This is a genomic window from Roseburia sp. (assembly GCF_041325975.1).
GTDB classification, from domain to species: domain Bacteria; phylum Bacillota; class Clostridia; order Lachnospirales; family Lachnospiraceae; genus Roseburia; species Roseburia rectibacter.
This window is the reverse complement of sequence record NZ_JBGLEJ010000004.1, coordinates 1030957-1051211: the sequence shown is the minus strand read 5'-3', so window position 1 is coordinate 1051211 and position 20255 is coordinate 1030957. Positions and strand designations below refer to the sequence as shown.

The window sequence follows — 20255 nt, the reverse complement described above, 5'->3', positions numbered from 1 at the left end:
AAAGGGGATTCGTATATGTCAGAGACAAAAGAACAGATTTTAAAAATACGGGACCTGGATATTACGTTTCAGACGACTGCAGGAAGCGTGCACGCTATCCGTGGAGTCAATATTGACCTGATGAAGGGCGAGACAGTTGCGATCGTTGGTGAGTCCGGCTCCGGTAAATCCGTAACAATGAAAGCTGCCATGGGTATTTTGGCATCCAATGCAAAAGTAACAGGCGGTACCATAGAATTTTCCTATCATCATGCGGATGGAACGCCGCAGACGGTAGACATTTTAACAAAAGATAAAAAGTGGATCAGACGCCATATCAATGGAAAAAGAATTGCCATGGTATTCCAGGATCCGATGACAAGTCTTGATCCGACCATGACGATCGGAAAACAGATCATGGAAGGTATGATCTGGCATTTTAAGACACCGAAGAAAGAAGCCTGGGATAAGGCAGTAGAACTTTTAAAAGAGGTTGGCATCGAGGATGCGGAAAAACGTATGAAAAACTATCCGCATCAGCTCTCCGGTGGTATGAGACAGCGTGTGGTCATTGCCATCGCGCTTGCCTGTAACCCGGATCTTCTGATCTGTGATGAGCCGACGACTGCACTGGATGTTACGATTCAGGCAAAGATCATCGAGCTGATCCGCAGAGTACAGAAAGAGAGAGGCATTTCCGTTATTTACATCACACATGACCTCGGCGTGGTTGCCAAAGTTGCAGATTACGTCAATGTCATGTATGCCGGAAAAATCGTCGAGAAAGGTACGATCAATGAGATATTCTATGATCCGAAGCATCCGTATACATGGGGACTGCTCTCCGCAATGCCTGATCTTGATACCGCGGACGAGAGGCTTTACACGATCCCTGGTTCGCCGCCAAACCTGTTAAACGAGAAACCGGGCGATGCGTTTGCACCGCGTAACCAGTTTGCGCTTGAGATCGATGACAAGGCTGAGCCGCCAATGTTCCAGATCACAGATACGCATTATGCGGCAACCTGGCTGTTAGATCCGCGGGCACCGAAGGCAGAGATGCCGCTTGAATTAAAAGAGCGTATTGCGCGAATGAAGAAGGAGGCTAAGATCGATGACGGTGAATGAAAACAGTAAGCCTCTTCTTACCGTGAAAGGCTTGAAACAATATTTTAAGGTAAGTAATACATATACCGTGCATGCGGTAGAAAACGTAAGTTTCCAGATCTATCCGGGTGAGACATATGGTCTGGTCGGCGAATCCGGTTCCGGAAAATCAACGATCGGAAGAAGCATCATAAGACTATATGATCCGACTGCCGGCGAGATCAATTTCAATGGAATGGACATCAGCGGAAAGATCAATAAGGCAAACAGCCAGGCACTGCGCACACAGATGCAGATGATCTTCCAGGACCCGATGGCATCTTTAAATCCAAGAAAAAAAGTGCGCGACATCATTGGCGAGGGCTTAGATATCCATCACATGTACAAGACACGCGCGGAGCGTGAGGAAAAGATCAAAAATATTCTGGCAAAGGTTGGACTTGCGCCGGAGCATGCGGGCCGTTATCCGCATCAGTTTTCCGGTGGACAGAGACAGCGTGTCGGAATTGCGAGAGCGCTGATCATGAACCCGAAACTGATCATTGCAGATGAGTGTATCTCTGCGCTGGACGTTTCCATTCAGGCACAGGTTGTAAACCTGATGAAGGATATCCAGCAGGAGACCGGAACTGCTTATCTGTTTATCGCACATGACCTTTCCATGGTCAAATATATTTCGGATCGCATCGGGGTACTTCATCTGGGACATCTTTTAGAGACCGGAACAACGGAGGAAATCTTTGAGAATCCAATCCACCCATATACGAAGAGCCTTCTTTCTGCGATACCTGCACCGAATCCGGTCGTGGAAAAGAATCGTGTGGCATTGAGCTACGATTACAAGACTTCCGGCATTGATTACAATAAAGGAACGGATCATCTGGTGTCCGGGACACATTATGTGAAATGTACGGATGAAGAATTTAAGAAATGGACAGAATAATATAATAGGAAACCATCACAAACCGGGAGCCGGGGTGTGGTGGTTTCCTTTTTTGGTAAAAGTGCTGAATTTTTTGGGGATGGGAGTACTGAATATTATGTGAAAAATAGAATATAAAATTTAAACCGAAACCTTATTGACTTTGAAAATGGATTTTGGTATATAAGAGTAAAAATTCAAAAAATTCAAAGAGAAAGGAAATAACAATCTATGTTGTCACAAAAGAGTACAATGAAAAACAAATTGGAAAATATGCGTTTGAAGGAAAGGATAAACTATGGCTACAGAAAAGTCATTATTATGATGTTGATTTCGGGGCTGTTTTCTATCGTGGTCATAGGTGTGTTATTTGCTAATATGTTACATTATATAGATGATGTCAATGCTGCGGATCAGGCGGTAAAAATCTGCAGGATCAATGTGAATGCGTCAGCGAGAAATATCAGGGAAATGGCATTAAATAATGATACATCTGCTTATGACAGTTATGAGCAGACTGTAAAAAAGCAGCTTACAGAAGTGGATTCGCAGCTGGAAATATTAAAGAAAACCAAAGTCTTACCGGATGAGGAATATAATGAGTATGCATCTGCTCTTTCTGATTGGGGAAACATTGGTTATTCGATTATAGAAGAAATTAAAAATGGCGAAAAAGAGAAAGCGATTGATGAAATTTTTAATAGTTGTACACCTGCATTAAATAAACTTGTGGAAATTGCCATAAGATTAGATGAGATCACAGATGAAGTAAGTGAGCAGTCTGCAAGAACTACAATTATTTTTGCTGTTGCAGGAATTGTGTGTATTATTATCTGTCTGGTTTATGCATGCACACTGGCTAAGGTAACAAGTAAAAAGGTACTTGAAACAATTCTGGATCCGTTACGTGCAGTGGAAGACGTTGCAAAGGAACTGACAGAAGGAAATTTACACAGTACGCTGGAATATCATTCGGAGGATGAGATTGGAAGACTGGCGCACAGTATGCGCAAATCAATTCGTATTTTGGGAACTTATGTAGATGATATTGATCGTGCAATGAAACTGTTCTCAGAAGGAAATTTTGATGTTCAGCCGGAAGTAGAGTGGAAGGGAGATTTTGTCGGTATTTTAAATTCTTTCATGTCATTTGAGAAGAGTATGGCAGAAACGATCAAAGGAATTAAAAATGTTTCGAGTGAGGTTTCAAGTGCAGCAGACCAGGTGGCATCAAGTTCCAATGATCTTGCAGATGGAGCTACGAATCAGGCAGCGGTTGTAGAAGAACTGACGGCTACAGTTGCCGGAGTTTCTGAACAGGTAGAAAAAAATTCACAATCTGCAAAAGCAATCAGTGGAAGAGTGGATGAACTTGGAAATGCCATTTCAGACAGCAATGGTAAGATGCATGAAATGGTTGCTTCTATGCATGAGATTAATGAGGCATCAAAAGAGATTGATAAGATTATTGCAACAATTAATGAAATTGCTTCCCAGACAAATCTGCTGGCGTTGAATGCTTCTATTGAAGCGGCAAGGGCCGGAGAGGCAGGAAAAGGATTTGCAGTTGTAGCGAATCAGGTAAATTTATTAGCTGAACAGAGTGCCCAGGCGGCAAAAGAATCAGCATCACTGATCGAAACATCTGTGAATGCGGTAGAAAAAGGTATGATAATTGCGGAAGAGACTGCGGCACAGCTGGAGGAGGTAGCAGAGAACTCTAAGCAGATTACGGAAGAAGTTACACATATTGCGGATACATTAGAGACACAGACAACAGAAATCCAGCAGATCAATGAGGGAATTGAGCAGATCAATGATGTTGTGCAGACAAATTCTGCAACATCTGAGGAGTGTGCGGCTGCCAGTCAGGAGATGAGCAGTGAGGCAGAGAGTCTGCAGGGAATGATCCAGAAATTTAAAGTTCCGGAAATTGAAAATTTAACAGAATAAAAATATCAGACATAAAATGGAGTGCACTTTATTTGTAAAAAATGAGTGGTATAAACGGTAGACAAGATCCGTGGCTTATGCTGCGGATCTTTTTTTTGTTTATTGCATGAAAGAGACAATCTATAGTATGATAGAGAAAGTACAAACTAAGGATGGAAAAGGTATATACTATGATAGTCTCGGTTATTGAAAAGGTCTACGCATTTTTATGGGGAGATCTGATTACGATCCCTTTGCCGCAGGAAAGCAGCATAGGTATTTCTTTACTTGTAATTCTTCTGATTCCGACAGGAATCTATTTTACGATCCGCACAAGATTTTTGCCGGTCAGGCTTTTCCCGGATATGATAAAAGCACTTATGGCAAAAAAGGAAAATAAGGACAGTCTTTCCACATTCCAGACGCTGATCGTATCGACGGCTACCAGAGTCGGCATGGGAAATCTGGTAGGCGTTGTAGCGGCAATCTCAGCAGGCGGTGCCGGTGCTGTGTTCTGGATGTGGGTGACAGCGCTGATCGGTTCCTCGACCGCATTTGTGGAGGGGACGCTCGCACAGTTACACAAGGAGAAAGATCCTTTGTATGGCGGATATCGCGGAGGTCCCGCATATTATATCCATCATTTCTGTGAAGAAAAATTAAAAAAGAAGAAAAAGCATGTACTGATCGCGGTACTTTTTGCAATTTCAGGACTGATCTGCTGGTGCGGCATCAGCCAGGTTATCAGTAACTCCGTGGCATCATCCTTTGAAAATGCATTTGGCATTCCGCCACTCTACACAACAATCGTACTGGTTGCGATTGCGGCGGTGATCGTCCTTCGGAAAAATGCGACGGTAAAAGTGCTTGACGTGGTCGTGCCGGTTATGGCGGTCTGCTATTTTGTAATTACAATATTTATTATCCTGAAAAATATTGGTAGCATTCCGGCGGTTTTTGGTCGGATTTTTGAGGAAGCGTTTGGACTCAGGCAGGCAGTCTCCGGCGGCTTCGGCGCTGTCCTTATGAATGGCGTAAAAAGGGGATTGTTTTCAAATGAAGCCGGTTCCGGCTCTGCACCATGTGCTGCCGCAGCAGCCGAATGTGAGACGCCGGTCAGCGCCGGACTGACACAGGCACTTGGTGTATTTATTGATACGATCGTGATCTGCAGCTGTACTGCAATGATCATGCTTACAGCACCGGAAAATGTCGTGGCGGGAAAAGAGGGCATGGATCTGCTTCAATCGGCAATGCGCTATCATCTGGGTGAATTTGGCGTGATATTCATCGCCGTGACACTGTTTTTATTCAGTTTTTCCACATTCTTAGGTATTCTGTTTTATGCCAGAAGCAATGTTGCTTATCTGTTTGGTGACAAATGGATCTGGCAGACATTGTATAAGATACTTGCCTTGGTTATGCTTTTTATTGGAGGAATTGCAGCATATACTTTTGTATGGGATCTTGGCGATGTAGGAATCGGACTGATGACCATTTTTAATACAGGAATCCTGTATCTGCTTGGCGGACAGGCACTTGCGGCATTAAAAGAATTTGAATCCTCAAAATAATAAATGTATCATATCATTTAAAATCCACCTTAATAACAATAAAAAACCAGAAATGGAGTAAAAAATATGAAAAGAGAATCTTTCAAATCCCGTTTGGGATTTTTACTCGTGAGCGCAGGCTGTGCAATCGGAATTGGAAACGTATGGCGATTCCCTTATGTGGCTGGACAAAACGGTGGCGGAATCTTTGTATTATTTTACCTGATCTTTCTCGTTGCAATGGGACTTCCTGTGCTTACAATGGAGCTTGCTGTGGGACGGGCAAGCAGGAACAGCGCTGTATTAGGATATAAGACACTCGAAAAAGAAGGCAGTAAATGGCATATTCACGGCTGGATCGCAATGTTTGGCTGCTATATGCTGATGATGTATTACACGACAGTCTCTGGCTGGATGGTATCTTATTTTTTCAAATTTTTAAAAGGTGAATTTCTGACCGGAATGACAGCGGATGACACGGCAGCAGCATTTGGAAATCTTCTTGCGGATCCCTTGCAGATGGCATTCTGGATGATCCTTACGGTAGTACTCGGATTTTTTGTGTGCAGCAGGGGATTGCAGAATGGACTGGAAAAAATAAGCAAGTTTATGATGAGTGCATTGTTAATTTTGATCGTTGTTCTTGCGGTGCATAGTATCACATTGCAGGGGGCAGCTGAGGGTGTGAAATTTTATCTTGTACCGGATCTGGATACAGTTGCAGAGACAGGACTTAAAAATGTGATCACAGCGGCTATGAACCAGGCATTTTTCACCTTAAGTCTTGGTGTTGCGGCAATGGAGATCTTTGGAAGTTATATGGGAAAAGAACATTCACTTGCCGGTGAGGGAGCACAGATCTGTGGACTTGACACTTTTGTTGCGATCATGTCAGGACTGATCATTTTCCCGGCATGCTTCAGCTATGGTGTGGAAGTGGATGCCGGTCCCAGCCTGATCTTTATCACGCTTCCAAATGTATTTGTCAATATGGCGGGTGGACGTATCTGGGGATGTCTGTTTTTCCTGTTTATGACGTTTGCCAGCTTTTCAACAGTCATGGCGGTATTTGAAAACATCATGTCATTTTGTATGGACATGTTTCAATGGAGCAGAAAGAAAGCTGCGTTCATCAACGCAGTGATCATTCTAATCGCAAGTATTCCGTGCGTATTAGGCTATAATGTGTGGAGCAGCCTGCATCTGATAGGCAGCCGCGATATACTTGACAGTGAGGATTTTATCGTCAGCAATCTGCTTTTGCCGATCGGTTCACTGATCTATCTGCTGTTTAGCGTAACGAAGTGGGGATGGGGATTTGACAAATATATCGACGAAGCAAACACGGGAGAGGGACTTAAGATCTCCAAAAAATTAAAACCGTATTTTCAGTTTATATTGCCGCTGCTGATTCTGTTTATCCTGATTCAGGGGCTTGTGTAAAAAAGGAAAGCAATTAAGAGAAAAATAGTGAAAGAATAGTGAAAAATAGTGTAAAAATAGTGTAAATTTAATGGAATAAATTACGGAAATCCGGTATAATAGAATGATGCAGGAGGGAGCAAAATGATCCATGTTACACTTACGAACAATATTCTAAAGAGGATATCACAGATTGATAAAAATAAATTCTCAATGGGCAATGTTCATATACCGAGTATTACCGCAAATAAGTTAAGAAAAAATTCCAAGAAGAAAAGTTCCTATGCATCCAATAAAATAGAGGGAAATCCGCTCACAGAGGGACAGGCAGATGCCGCAATCGAAAGTGATCCGCACAGACATTTCTTAAAGCCGGAGCAGGAAGTAAGGAATTACTTCATGGCATTGTGTCTTTTAGAAAAGAAGGTAAAAGATAAAGTCCCGTTTTCTAAGGAATTGATTCTGGAGATTCAGGCGTTAGTGGAAAAAGGAGCATCTAAGGAAAAAATTGGGCTGAGGGGAGCCATGCCGCCGGGATTTTTGTTTGCAGTGTATGATTCGGAGACGGGAAATGCCGATTATATACCGCCGGAATATATTGATATCCCAGAACTTTTGGATGAATTGGTCAATTATGTGAATACAACAGACGATCATCCGCTGATCGTTGCTGCAGTTGTCCATTATCAACTGGTGACGATCCATCCGTTCGAAGACGGAAACGGAAGAACGGCAAGACTGATGTCCGGGTATATATTAGACCTGAATGGATATGGGTTTTATGGGATCGGTTCTTTAGAAGAGTATTTTGCATATGATGCCGAAGAGTATTACCGATCCTTGCAGATGGGACTTCCGGCACTGTATTATTCCGGGAGGGATAATCCGCCGCATCCGGAGATATGGGTAGATTATTTCCTGCGCATGATGGAATTATATTCCGCGAAAGTATGCGAGTTGTCCAGGGAATCCAGTGAGGAGGATCTGCTTGTCGGATTGTCTTATCTGAATGCGAAGGAGAAAGAGCTGTTGGTATTTCTGATAAAAAAACATTTGTATGAATTTGCGCCGATTGATGTCAGCAAGTTGGTGGGAGTGACCAGTAAAACGATCATAAACAGGTGTGCAAAACTCTCGGCAAATGGTTTTTTAGTGCCGGTGATCGTGAAGGAGAGAATACGCTCATACAGACTGAGCGATTTTACGAGAATGAATGAGAAAAAGATATTAAATCAGTTAAAATAGCTATTATGATATGGAGATTTGTGCCCCGGCACAAACTGGATATGTGCAAAAAACAGCGCAGGAATGGGGATTAAAATGGTCAATCGCGACGACATGCTAGAACTCACCAGACGGATGACGCCCGCACGGGCATCCATAGACCGGATCGCAGGCGCATATTTTGATGAAGAGGGATATGTGGATGGAACATTCAATACGCATTTCTTAAAATTGTCTGCATCAGACAGGGGAAAAAACTTAGAACTTGCGAAAGCCGTGCTGATCTCAAAGACAAATGAACAGTTAAAAGAGTACAGGATTCCAGATGAAAGCAGAAGACCGGGAAGTATCTGGCAATTATTTGAGGGAATCAAAGAGACCGGATTTTTGTATCCTGCATTTAAGGATCACAGCACAGATTGGTCAAGCAGCCATAGCACCATTGATACAGTCTGCCTTTGTCTTGGCTTCTCTGAAGATGTTTTGAGACTTCTCGTTCTCCAGAATGTCCAGCATGTCTTCCTGACATTTGAAAATCTTCATGATCTCCTCTAAAGTATCCTGTAATTCGTTCATATAACATCCGTCCTTTCTCCATAATGGTTTTCTGTAATTCCTTCACCGTAAGAAGTCATCAGCAATATTGATCAACTGTGCAAGAGGTCCGATTGTAGATAATCAGGCTCTCGCAAAAGCACTTAATGAGGATAAGCTTGCAGGTATCATACGTGCCAATGGAAGTCCTAAAAGTATAGTTTGATTGGTATGTTGATAGGCTGCATCGCAAATATTATCCTTGATCCGATATTTATCTTTGTTTTTCACTGGGGGTAAAAGGTGCTGCATGGGCTACTAACATAGGACAGATTTTAACGTTCATCATCTATTTTGTATATATTTGGAAATTTAAGAGTGTTAAGATCCACAAAGAGAGTTTTGCTTTGTCGTCAAAAATCCTGAAGAAAATTGTGGGACTTTCTACTGGTGCACAGCCCATCTGGGGCTATAATTACGGCAGTAATCGTTGCTGCTTTCTGTGTTTTTCAATTCGCACCTATGAGCATTGTCCGCCTGTTTGGAACCGAATCTGATTTGTACAGTATTGAAGGCTGTGCTAATCTGATTTATAATGTGTTGCAATAATAGCAAAATGTAATATAAGTAATTGTTTAGCAGGTTTCTATAGCCGTAATCCTTTAATATCTTTAATACGTGATAAGATCGTATTGCAGCTACAGCTGATAACGCCGGGAAGTGTATCAATGATTGTGTGCAGGAAGTGTTCCATTTCATCACTTGATGAGGCAACGGCATGTACATGCAGTTTGTCTCTTCCTGTGACACGGTAAATCTGCGTGACGGTATCATTATTATGTAATATATCTGTCACCTGCGACAGATGGTCTGGTTTTGTCTCAATTTCAAAATAGCATGAAACAGCACCGCTGATCTTTTGAGGGTTTATTATAGTTGTATATTCTTCAATTATGCCTTTTTTCTCCAGAGCCTGAATCCGGGCTTTTATTGCCACTCTGGAAATACCGGTTTCTTTACCGATATCAGAGTAAGAAATACGTGCATTTTCTATAAGCAACTGGATGATCTTCTGATCCAGTTCATCTAAACCGTTCAGGTACATAAGTGTCCCTCCTGTAAAATAATATCCTTCGGATAGTAATTTTTCTTAAATATCATATCATTTATGTTACTGAAAGTAAACGTTGGCTTGACTTGGCAGCTGTAAATACATATAATTATTTCGTAACGTAATTTAAAACTTGCGTTTTGAATGCATGGAATAAATTCTGGCGAAGGAGAATAAGTGAAATTATAAAGGCTGTGGAGGAATATGATAATGTCAAAAGATGAATATTTGATCACAGATACGCCTCTTAAAGCGTTGACGGTTTTTGCAATGCCAATGATTTTGGGCAGCTTTTTTCAACAAATATACAATATGGCTGACTCTATCATCGTCGGTCAATTTGTTGGCTCTTCTGCACTTGCAGCTGTCGGGGCCTGCGCAGCGCTGACCAATGTTTTCATTTGTGTGGCACTGGGGGCAGGTGTCGGTGCCGGTGTGCTCGTAAGCCGCTATTTCGGTGCCAGGGAGTATGGAAAAATGAAGACCATCGTGTCAACGTCCTTGTTTAGCTTCTTAATTCTAAGCATAGTCCTTGGTGTTTTTGGCTTTTGCTTTTCCCACTCGATGATGAGGGTATTACAAACCCCTGGCGATATACTGAATGATGCAGTGTTATATCTGCGGGTCTATTTTGTGGGCTTTCCGTTTCTGTTTATGTATAACATTCTTTCCAACATGTTCACTTCAATTGGTGAATCAAAAATCCCACTGGGACTTCTGGTATTCTCGTCAATCTTAAATATTTTTATGGATCTTTGGATGGTGGCCGGACTTGGGCTCGGGGTGTTTGGGGCAGCCCTTGCGACTCTTATAGCACAGGGGATTTCTGCGGTGTTTTCACTTTTTCTTTTCCTTAGCCGGATGCGTCGATATAAAAGTCGATTTGATTGGTTTGACAGGAAGGAGTTATATTCCATGCTTCAAATTGCTGTACCTTCGGTTCTTCAGCAGTCTACAGTGTCTATCGGTATGATGATCGTACAGGCTGTTGTAAACCCTTTCGGTACACAGGCACTTGCGGGGTATGCGGCGACGATGCGGGTAGAGAATGTTTTTTCATTGATTTTTGTATCCATTGGCAATGCGGTTTCCCCATATGTTTCCCAGAATCTTGGTGCAAAGAAAATTGAACGGATCAAAAAAGGATATCACGCTGCACTGGTGTTAGATGTATGTTTTGCAGTTCTTGCTTTTATAGTCATTGAAACCTTGCATACTCAGATTTCCTCGCTATTCCTTGGTAAAGATGGAACTGCCCTGGCTTATCAAGTATCCGAGGGTTATATGAGATGGCTCGGTTACTTCTTCATCTTTATGGGAATCAAAATGGCAACTGATGGGGTTCTTCGTGGCATTGGAATCATGCGTCCGTTTCTTATTGCAAACATGGTGAACCTGGCGATACGCCTGTCGGTTGCTTTGATTTGTGCACCGCGTTTTGGCATTGCATTTGTCTGGCTTGCTGTACCGGCTGGTTGGTTTGCAAACTTTTTAATATCCTATATGGCTCTTCGGAGATCATGGCCGACTGATAAAGAAGTGCAATCCAGATAGACTAAAGTAATTCAAAAGGAGGAATTTATAGTATGAACGATAAATGTGTGGTATTGAATGCAAAGAAAATGAATTTTGATGGGAAGCTGGATTTTTCCGTTTTATCTTCTGATGTTACAGTATATGATGATACAACAGAACAGCAGCTGTCAGAGCGTATTCAGGGTGCAGATGTCATTGTAACAAAGGAGATGCCTGTAAGTGCAGAAATGATACAGAAATTCCCGGAATCTGTTAAACTGATCTGCGAGGCAGGTACAGGATATAATAATATTGATCTTGAAGCAGCACGGAAGAAGGGGATTACAGTCTGCAATATCCCGGCATACAGCACAGAACGTGTGGCACATACTGCGATCATGATGATATTGAATCTGAGTTCTGCAATGCAGGCACAGATGAAAATGCTGGCATGCGGAAATCATGACAATTTCACCAGAAATCTTCAGGTTCCGCATGTTGAGGTAAATGGAAAAACACTTGGTGTTATAGGTGCAGGACACATTGGCAGGAAGGTTATCCAGATCGCACAGGCTTTGGATATGAACATACTTGTATATACAAGGACACCGAGAGCGGATGAGAAGGGGATCCGCTATGTATCGCTTGAGGAATTACTCAAGAATAGTGATTATGTTTCCATGCACTGTCCATTGACGGAAAGTACAAAACATATGATAAATAAAGAGTCTTTATCACTTATGAAGCCTTCAGCGTTTATCATTAATACTTCAAGAGGTGCACTTATTGATGAGGCTGCTCTTATAGAAGCATTGGAAAATGGTACGATTGCAGGAGCCGGACTTGATGTTCAGGAAATTGAACCACCTGAAGAAACCAACCCTCTTTATACTATGGATCAAGTCCTTTTGACGCCACATATGGGATGGAAAGGACTTGAGACAAGACAGCGGTTGGTTTCTATTCTGGCGGATAATATAAAGCAGTTTATGGAAGGGAATCCGATCAATGTTGTATCAGGTATATAGCATCTGGCAGCAAAGTGATGATATAACTTCCGGGTTTGCAGAGTGAAAAAAATATAATTACAATCAATAAGTCAGTGCTTTGATATATTCTTCCGATACAGCAGGAACAACATAAACAATAGAATTACTGGAAAAATAGAAATCGGAATTTGTGGAGAGATTTCCTGAACTTTCCTTATTTTACAGGCTTTTCAGCCCATTAAATAGTGAAATGATATGTATTTTCCCTTATTTTTGCCCTTATGCGGAATCCGCAAGGGAAATAAGGGAAATTTTTAGTTAAGCATTGCTCGCTACTTTATCAAGAAGTCTTGCGGAATCCCGTTTTGCTTTTCTTGTTGAGTGAGCGTAAATATTCATTGTGGTACTGACATCAGAGTGTCCTAACAGTTCCTGTACATCTTTCGGTGCAGCTCCATTGGAAAGCAGATTGCTGGTATAAGTGTGACGCAACTGGTGAAAATGGAAATCTTCAAATCCTTCCAGCTTCTTTGCCACTGATCTGCATACAATGCTGAGTGTACTCGGCAGTTCCAAAGAGCCATCTGGTCGCAGGCAGACAAAGGAGATTTCTTTGTAATCTGTCGGGACTTCCTGTGTTCCGTCAAGATGATAGTATTCATAATATACCCTGTTTTTCACATGCACTTCTTTGTAGTAATTGCGGTGATATAATTCGCCATACTGCATCCGGTTTTTGAGCTGTTCTTTTCTGGCAGCTTTCAGTATTTCAGTCAGCGTATCTCCAAAATCAACAATCCTTACTTTTTTCCGTTTCGTTGGTCCGATAATATTTTTGTGTTTCATGCCGTCGTAGCGGATACTGCGTTTTATGGTCAGGCATTGTTCCTCAAGGTTAATGTCCTGCCATGTAAGACCACAGGTTTCCCCGATACGGAGCCCGGCATAATACGCAATTTGAATCGGAAGAATAGCAGGTGGATTTTTCTTTTCCAGATATTGGATAAGCCGTTCATAATCCTCATGTGAAATCGGCTGTGTACCTTCTTCCACTTCATCATCGGAAAAGAGGTCAACTTCCTCTGCCTGCTTTTTCAGCTTAATATACTGCATCGGATTGAAACTGATTAACTGTTTTGGAAATACTGCAAAACGGAATGACTGCTGTAACACTGCGGAAAAAGAATGGATATAATCTTTGCTGTATCCCTTTTTTACTTTCCCGTCTGGAAACTCACCACCGAATGTAAGCAGATCAAGAAATGCCTGTAAATGTTCGGCAGTAACTGTTTTCAGTTTGCGGTCTGCAATCGGGTGTTTTTTGATACATCGGATTGCACCAAGATAATTTTCCACTGTACCGTTGCTGAGTGTCCCAGTTTTCAGTTCTTCTTCTGCCCACATATCCAGAAGTTCCCCTACGGTAAGATTATCTGCCTTTGCAACAAACTTCTTATCTTCGTAGTCTTCCAGTGCCTTGCGGAGAAGCTTTTCCGTCTCACTTTTACTTTCGGTTCCGGCGTATTCTTTCTGAACCATTTTACCGCTTGCATCTTCTACATAGAAACGATAGTACCATTTTTTTCCTTTTTTTCTAACAGATCCTTTTGCCATAATCGTATGTCTCCTTTCGATATCAGACAATCGGAACTGCTGAAATGCTTCTTGCGTGTAGGCATCTTATGGACAAGTCCATAAGCCAATTCGCCGCTCGTCAAATCTGTAAACAGCTTGACTCGCTTGCGCTCATTGTATCATAACTCCGATTATCTTACTATACCGATTCAGAATCGTCATACATAACTTCGGATAAAAGATTTGCAAGCCTTTGTTCTGCCGCTTCCGGTTTCTTTGAATAGAGCCTTACAACATCTGCCATATCATTAAATGCGTTGACAGTATGTGTGATCTCCCTGAGAAACATAATCTCATTATATTCATCTTTCGATTCAAATCCCATTACTTTGGCAATGTCCGCATCTTTGGTACTGCCTTTGTAATTTTTACAGGCGAACTGAAACGAATCCAGAAACAGTTCATATTGCTTTAACATTAACAGCAGTAAGTCTTTAGAAAAAGCGTCTTCTGTTTTATTGAGGTCAAGAGGAAACTGTTTGAGAATGTCGCCCATCGCATCACGAATCTGCAATTCTTTCTTATCCGTAATATCAGTTTCATATTCATCGGTTTCCCCTTTGAGCCATTCAATCGATACATGAAGTGCTTCCGAAAGACCTTCCAGTACCATCTTTTTGGTATTGTCAATCGAACCATTCTCATAACGCAGGATTGTGGAAGCGGTAACTCCCATCTTCTCTGCGACATAAGGCTGTGTCAGATTTAATTCCAGACGGCGCTGTTTTGCCCTGCTGCCGATCAGCTTGCGTAGTTCTTTATCTTTCATGCTGATGTGCCTCCTTTTTCGGTATGTCATTACTATACCACGCAACAAAATATATTGCAATATGCAATTTTAAGAAAAGCAGCAAAATTTCATAATGCTTGACAAAGCAATATAAACACGCTATACTGACAGCACAAATGAAATTGCATAATGCAATTCGAAAGGAGGTGGTCATATGACGCAAAGAAAGATTGCCTTATCTATTGAGGAAGCTGCTGATTATACGGGAATTGGCAGGAACACCCTGCGAAAGTTGGTAGAGTGGAAGAAACTTCCGGTATTGAAGGTTGGGAGAAAAGTCCTGATCAAAACGGATATGCTGGAACTTTTTATGGAAGCCAACGAGGGCAGGGACTTGAGGGATAAGGGAAATGTGAAAGCAGTCACAAGAAACGGTTCAACTTAAAAAAGCGGTTCCCGAAGAAACCGCCAAAGGTTCTATCAGACCGGAGTCATGATATACCTACACGCAAGCAGATTATACCATGTACTTCGTCTGACAGACAACAGGAAACTTATGTTTGGAAAAAAAGAAAGGACGATGATATTTATGGCAAGATCAACAAAGAGTTATGAGGAGCGTATGCTCCAGTTGGAAAAGAAAGAACAGGAAAGCCTTGAGAAAGCAAAACAGTATGCAGCACAGAAACGGGAACTGAAGAAACGTCAGAAAGATGTGGAAACCAAAAAACGGACACACAGGCTCTGCCAGATTGGCGGTGCAGTGGAATCGGTACTGGGTTCTGCGATTGAGGAAGATGATATCCCAAAGCTGATCGGCTTCTTAAAAAGGCAGGAAGCAAATGGGAAATTCTTCTCAAAGGCAATGCAGAAAGAGCCAGTTGCAAATACGGAGGAAGTGTAATGCCGGAGGGAGTGGAGTTTCCATTCCCTTCATTGCTTTTTTATGAAGGGCGCACTTATGGACAACCAGAGGTCGTCCGTATAAGTTTGCCACAGGTGGCAACCGGTCTGCGCTTACGCTTGCCGGGCTCGTTCCGTCGGCGGGGCTTTCAGCCAGACCTGCTCATGCCGCAGGAGGCACTCTTCGCCAGAGGGGCACATTCCATGCAGGCTGTTATGCACAGGGCACTCTTACGCAGAGGGTGCTCCGGCAGATACCATTTTCTTTTAGGAAAAACGTTACCTGCCGGAAATCAAAGCCGGATACGGCAGAATGGGGGAAACGGAGCATGGCGATTTTTCATTATACAGTAAAGATTGTTGGACGCAGCAAAGGAAAATCCATCATATCGGCGTCTGCTTATCTCAATGGCGATGTGATGAAAAATGAAGAAACAGGCAGGATCAGCTACTATACTTCAAAAAAAGAAGTCGTTTATACCAGCCTGCTGATGTGTGAAAATGCACCACAGGAATGGCAGAATGTACCTGCTGAAAATATCAGACGGTTCCAGAAATCTGTCCGATATAAAAGGGCAGATAACCAAAATGCTGCACTGGAAAAATTCAAACTTACTTTTCAGAAGCAGCGTTTATGGAATGAAGTCTTGAGGATAGAAAAAAGTTCAGATGCACAACTCGGCAGGTCATTTGAGTTCTCACTTCCGAAAGAATGGAGCCGACAGGAACAGATTGATTATACAACTGAATATATTCAAAAGACCTTTGTAGATAAGGGAATGTGTGCGGATTGGAGTATCCACGATAAAGGAGATGGTAATCCCCATGTGCATTTACTGGTGACGTTGCGACCATTCAATTCAGACCACTCATGGGGTAACAAAGAAATCAAGGATTGGGAGTTTGTCAGAGATGAAAATGGAAATATTGTGGTGGATGAATCCCATCCGGACTGGTGGCAGGATAAAAAGAACCCTGACCGTCATGGAATCCGAATCCCCGTACTTGATGAAAATGGAGTCCAGAAAGTCGGGACAAGGAACCGCAAACAGTGGAAACGTGTATTAACCGATGCTACCGGGTGGAACAATCCGAAAAATTGTGAGCTATGGCGGAGCGAATGGGCAAACGTCTGTAATGCACATTTGAAAACGGAAAATCACATTGACCATCGTTCTTATGCAAGGCAGGGAAAATTAGAGATACCGACGATCCATGAGGGCGCAGATGCCAGAAAAATTGACGAGAAATTTCAAAACGGACAGACATCCTCTACTTCATGGAAAGTAGAGGAAAACCAGATCATAAAAAGACAAAATGCACTGCTGGATAAAATACAGATTTCTTTTGGAAAAGTATCCAGTGCATTAACACAATGGAAGGAGCGATTGCGTGACATTAGAAGAAAGCCGGGAAGTCATTCCCATGATGGAGACAATGATAAACCAGATCGAGGAACAGCAGAATCTTATGGCAGAGATGGTACAGGAATTGCAGGAACGGGACAGGCAGCTCCTGTCTTTTCAGGAGCAGAACCAGAGTTTAAAAAGCTTAAACAGCGAATTATCCAGGCTGCTAAATCTTTTGCCAGATACAGAAGAACTGCTCTCACAGATCGAGCAACAGAAAACCAGAATCGAACAGTTGGAAAACGAGAATCAGCAATGGCAGGAATTAACGCAGAAGCTGAACAACGAGAACAGCTTATTGCAGAAACAGAACAGCGAATTGCTGACCTTAAACAGCAGATAGAGAAAGCGAGGGAGATCGATGAGCGAATGCAGAAACTTAGAGAACGTCGGGCAGGTGGAAGAACTTCTGCTGATGACCGAACAGATGCAGGACGAACTGGATCAGAAAGACCAGACAATCCAGGAACTAAACAGGCAGCTAAGCGAATCGCTGACCTTGAACGAGAAATTGAACAGCGAAAACAGAGCCGAGAATATCGAAGCATTGCGGACAAGATTAAGGCAAACAGAGGAACGATTGACCAGCGAGACAGACAGCAGGAAAAGAGCCGACGCAGAAGCCGTGGCATGGAAATTTAAGTATGAAAAAGCAGAGCAGGAAAAACTTTATGCACAGACACACCAAAAGACGGTAGAGGTAGCTGTTGAGAAAAAAGTGCCTTATGAGAAATGTGAAAAATGTGACCGTACTGCTTACCGGAAAGCAAAAGAAAAATGCGATAGCCGTAAAAGCCAGTTAGAAAAGAAATATAAAAATATGACGATTGGTTATGAAAGTATCTTGTTTCTACTGGCATGGTACAGCATAACAACAACACTGTTTACTGCGATTCTTTCGCCGGTTTTCCTTAACGACTGTATCGTCTTTTTCGGTGCGTTAGGAAAAGGAATGGGAAGTTTATTTCGGGAGTTTGTGACAGGTGCAGACTCTTTCGGACAGTTAAGCAGTGGAATACCTAACAGTATTCTTTCCGGGATTGTGTACTGGCTGATTGCCGGTACTGTCATGGCAATTTTATTCGTAATAACCGGGTGGCTGATAATCGGGATTGGTTATCAGGTAGGAAAAATCTACCGGAAATATTGTTGGGATATCATCAGTATCGTGGTAGCGATAACGAGTACAGCTGTTGTAATTTACTTTGGAGAATGGATTAAAAACGCTAATCCGATAAATCTTATTGTATTGCTATTACTGTCGCATATTATTTATATTGGAATCAGATGTTATGTGAAAGACTGGATGGAAGAACGAGGATATTATTAAAAGAGGACAGGGAAATTTCATAATCTTCCTGTCCTTAGTAAGGGACTATTGATTGTTTATATAAAGAAAAAGTATATAAATAAATCTTGACAATTAGTACGAACTCGGACTATAATACAAAAGTCCGGATTCGTACTAATTTAAGGAGGAAAAAGATGAGAAAAGATAATAATATGATAATACAGTTGCAACGATATTATGCTTTATGGAAAGAATGTACAGCAATGTATGAGGAATGGTCAAAGGATCAGGGACTGTCTTCAAATGGAGTTTTTGCTTTGTATTCATTTTATGAAAGTAATGGAAGATGCACGCAGAAAATGATAAGTGAAAAATGGAATATACCTAAGCAAACGGTAAATACGATACTAAAAGATTTTCAGAAAAAAGGATACATCAATATGGTATCTGATGATTCAGACAAGAGAAATAAGCTGATATGCCTCACAGAATCAGGAATGGAATATACGAAAGATATCATAGAAAAACTGCACTCAAAAGAAATATATGTAATCGAAAAAATGGGATTAGAGAATATAGAAAGTCTTAATGATAATACAGAGCTGTTTATCAGACTTTTCAAGGAAGGAGATTGTAAGAAAAATGAATCATAAATCATTATTTTTTAAATATGTTATTCCATCTATTATAGCATTTGCATTATCAGGAATATATGCGATAGTGGATGGATATTTTGTAGGCAATACCATAGGAGATGCTGGACTTTCGGCTATTAATATTGCATATCCGATTGTGGCTTTGATTCAGGCTCTTGGAACAGGAATTGGTATGGGAGGAGCTGTTTATTACTCAATTAATGCAGCAGAAAAGAAAGGAAAACGGGCAGAAGAATTTATTGCTACAAGCTGGTGGCTTCTTGTAATAGTAAGTGTTATCAGTACCATAATTATTTACTCCTTTTCGTCTAAAATTTTAGGATTGCTTGGAGCAGATGGAATTATATTAACAAATGCGACAGATTATATCAAAATTATAGCACTTGGAGCAATATTGCAGATTCTTGGAACTGGAATGATGCCATTCATTAGAAATTATGGAAACTCTTTCTGGTCAATGTTTGCGATGGTTGGTGGATTCATAACCAATATTGTTCTGGATTTTATCTTTGTATGGATATATGAAATGGGCATGAAAGGTGCAGCCACAGCTACAATAGCCGGACAGGGTGTGACTGCAGCAATTGCAATCATATACGCATTATATAATAAAAAGTTTTATGTGTATGTATCCTTAAAAAATGTAAAAGAAATGTGTGGCGCTATATTCAGAGTAGGTCTTGCACCATTTGGGCTAGCATTGACTCCTAATATTTCATTGGTGTTTATAAACCGATTCTCCGCTTCTTATGGGGGAGAAAAAGCTATTGCAACTTATGCATGTGTATCCTATATTATCTGTATCATATATCTCATATTGCAGGGCGTAGGTGATGGAAGTCAACCTTTAATGAGCCGTTTTTATGGTGAGAAGGATCAAGAAAGCCTGAGAGGAGTTCAGAGAATGGCATACATTTTTGCAATAATTCTTGCTGTTTGTGGTGGAATTATCATGTATGTAAACAGAGCAAATATTGGAGGGGTTTTCGGAGCTTCTTATGAAGTAAGTATTGAGATTTCTAAAATTGTACCTATATTTTTAGTGTCATTACCATTTGTTGCGATTACCAGAATAGCGACAGCTGGATTTTATGCTACTGAAAAAAGTGGATTGTCATACATTCTTACATTCATTGAACCAGTATTGATGCTGATATTTATGCTTGTTTTACCACCTTTATTTGGTGGACAGATTATGATATGGTGGAGTACGGTATTGGCACGTGTTTTTTCAGCGATTCTGGCATTCATACTAATAAAATATTGCGAAAAGGGAGATTTGCAATATGGAATACAGAAAATTTAACAATCAGATAGTAGCAAGAATAATCTAGGTTTATCTA

General features: G+C 41.5%; 19 protein-coding genes and 1 pseudogene. 17 read left to right on the top strand and 3 right to left on the bottom strand.

The annotated features are described in order from the left end of the window. Nucleotides 1-15: 15 nt before the first annotated feature. From ACDD58_RS08265 to ACDD58_RS08230, 8 genes and pseudogenes are all read left to right on the top strand, one after another. Nucleotides 16-1107 (top strand): ABC transporter ATP-binding protein, encoded by a 1092-nt coding sequence (locus tag ACDD58_RS08265; RefSeq protein ID WP_117920198.1) that lies wholly within the window; start codon nucleotides 16-18, stop codon nucleotides 1105-1107. Beyond that, nucleotides 1094-2029 (top strand): ABC transporter ATP-binding protein, encoded by a 936-nt coding sequence (locus ACDD58_RS08260; protein ID WP_117920196.1) that lies wholly within the window; start codon nucleotides 1094-1096, stop codon nucleotides 2027-2029. Before ACDD58_RS08265 ends, ACDD58_RS08260 begins: the two co-directional genes overlap by 14 nt. A 210-nt stretch (nucleotides 2030-2239) precedes the next feature. Then, nucleotides 2240-3961, top strand: coding sequence for a methyl-accepting chemotaxis protein (locus tag ACDD58_RS08255; RefSeq protein WP_118772381.1), 1722 nt, complete (start codon nucleotides 2240-2242; stop codon nucleotides 3959-3961). A 170-nt stretch (nucleotides 3962-4131) separates the two neighbouring features. Then, on the top strand, nucleotides 4132-5514 hold the full coding sequence (locus ACDD58_RS08250) for a sodium:alanine symporter family protein (RefSeq protein WP_117920305.1): 1383 nt from the start codon (nucleotides 4132-4134) through the stop codon (nucleotides 5512-5514). Between the two features lie 66 nt (nucleotides 5515-5580). Next, nucleotides 5581-6936, top strand: coding sequence for a sodium-dependent transporter (locus tag ACDD58_RS08245; protein ID WP_117920192.1), 1356 nt, complete (start codon nucleotides 5581-5583; stop codon nucleotides 6934-6936). A 123-nt stretch (nucleotides 6937-7059) separates the two neighbouring features. Beyond that, nucleotides 7060-8160: a Fic family protein gene (locus ACDD58_RS08240; protein ID WP_117920190.1), complete on the top strand. Its 1101-nt coding sequence runs from the start codon at nucleotides 7060-7062 to the stop codon at nucleotides 8158-8160. Between the two features lie 75 nt (nucleotides 8161-8235). Then, nucleotides 8236-8694, top strand: a complete 459-nt coding sequence (locus ACDD58_RS08235; RefSeq protein WP_370776891.1) for a DUF4317 family protein — start codon at nucleotides 8236-8238, stop codon at nucleotides 8692-8694. Nucleotides 8695-8767: 73 nt separating this feature from the next. Beyond that, nucleotides 8768-8860, top strand: a pseudogene (locus ACDD58_RS08230) (NAD(P)-dependent oxidoreductase); the annotation flags it as partial. Between the two features lie 459 nt (nucleotides 8861-9319). Here ACDD58_RS08230 and ACDD58_RS08225 read toward each other — a convergent pair. Next, nucleotides 9320-9778 (bottom strand): Lrp/AsnC family transcriptional regulator, encoded by a 459-nt coding sequence (locus ACDD58_RS08225; RefSeq protein ID WP_370776889.1) that lies wholly within the window; start codon nucleotides 9776-9778, stop codon nucleotides 9320-9322. Between the two features lie 216 nt (nucleotides 9779-9994). Between ACDD58_RS08225 and ACDD58_RS08220 the strand changes: the two genes are divergently transcribed. Both ACDD58_RS08220 and ACDD58_RS08215 read left to right on the top strand, forming a co-directional pair. Beyond that, nucleotides 9995-11338: an MATE family efflux transporter gene (locus ACDD58_RS08220; protein WP_117920184.1), complete on the top strand. Its 1344-nt coding sequence runs from the start codon at nucleotides 9995-9997 to the stop codon at nucleotides 11336-11338. 32 nt (nucleotides 11339-11370) lie between these two features. After that, nucleotides 11371-12327 carry a 2-hydroxyacid dehydrogenase gene (locus tag ACDD58_RS08215; RefSeq protein WP_370776887.1) on the top strand — a complete coding sequence of 319 codons (957 nt, stop codon included), beginning with the start codon at nucleotides 11371-11373 and terminating at the stop codon, nucleotides 12325-12327. A 279-nt stretch (nucleotides 12328-12606) separates the two neighbouring features. Here ACDD58_RS08215 and ACDD58_RS08210 read toward each other — a convergent pair whose 3' ends face one another. After that, nucleotides 12607-13902, bottom strand: a complete 1296-nt coding sequence (locus ACDD58_RS08210) for a tyrosine-type recombinase/integrase (protein WP_009321335.1) — start codon at nucleotides 13900-13902, stop codon at nucleotides 12607-12609. Between the two features lie 160 nt (nucleotides 13903-14062). After that, entirely contained in the window at nucleotides 14063-14692 is a 630-nt protein-coding gene (locus tag ACDD58_RS08205) for a helix-turn-helix domain-containing protein (RefSeq protein WP_009243739.1), read from the bottom strand. A 175-nt stretch (nucleotides 14693-14867) separates the two neighbouring features. Here ACDD58_RS08205 and ACDD58_RS08200 point away from each other — a divergent pair, with 175 nt between their 5' ends. The 7 genes from ACDD58_RS08200 (at nucleotide 14868) to ACDD58_RS08170 (ending at nucleotide 20218) form a co-directional block, all read left to right on the top strand. Beyond that, nucleotides 14868-15098: a helix-turn-helix domain-containing protein gene (locus tag ACDD58_RS08200; RefSeq protein ID WP_002578307.1), complete on the top strand. Its 231-nt coding sequence runs from the start codon at nucleotides 14868-14870 to the stop codon at nucleotides 15096-15098. A 144-nt stretch (nucleotides 15099-15242) separates the two neighbouring features. Continuing rightward, nucleotides 15243-15557 carry a DUF3847 domain-containing protein gene (locus tag ACDD58_RS08195; RefSeq protein WP_002578306.1) on the top strand — a complete coding sequence of 105 codons (315 nt, stop codon included), beginning with the start codon at nucleotides 15243-15245 and terminating at the stop codon, nucleotides 15555-15557. After that, complete coding sequence (locus ACDD58_RS08190) at nucleotides 15557-15910, top strand: hypothetical protein (protein WP_058692446.1); 354 nt, start codon at nucleotides 15557-15559, stop codon at nucleotides 15908-15910. The genes ACDD58_RS08195 and ACDD58_RS08190 overlap by 1 nt, the downstream gene beginning before the upstream one ends. Next, nucleotides 15886-17607, top strand: a complete 1722-nt coding sequence (locus tag ACDD58_RS08185; RefSeq protein ID WP_109214826.1) for a MobA/MobL family protein — start codon at nucleotides 15886-15888, stop codon at nucleotides 17605-17607. Before ACDD58_RS08190 ends, ACDD58_RS08185 begins: the two co-directional genes overlap by 25 nt. Beyond that, entirely contained in the window at nucleotides 17546-18295 is a 750-nt protein-coding gene (locus ACDD58_RS08180) for a DUF6040 family protein (RefSeq protein WP_009243742.1), read from the top strand. Before ACDD58_RS08185 ends, ACDD58_RS08180 begins: the two co-directional genes overlap by 62 nt. 155 nt (nucleotides 18296-18450) lie before the next feature. Beyond that, nucleotides 18451-18909 (top strand): MarR family transcriptional regulator, encoded by a 459-nt coding sequence (locus ACDD58_RS08175; RefSeq protein ID WP_108817235.1) that lies wholly within the window; start codon nucleotides 18451-18453, stop codon nucleotides 18907-18909. After that, nucleotides 18899-20218, top strand: a complete 1320-nt coding sequence (locus ACDD58_RS08170) for an MATE family efflux transporter (RefSeq protein WP_109214827.1) — start codon at nucleotides 18899-18901, stop codon at nucleotides 20216-20218. The genes ACDD58_RS08175 and ACDD58_RS08170 overlap by 11 nt, the downstream gene beginning before the upstream one ends. Nucleotides 20219-20255: the final 37 nt, after the last annotated feature.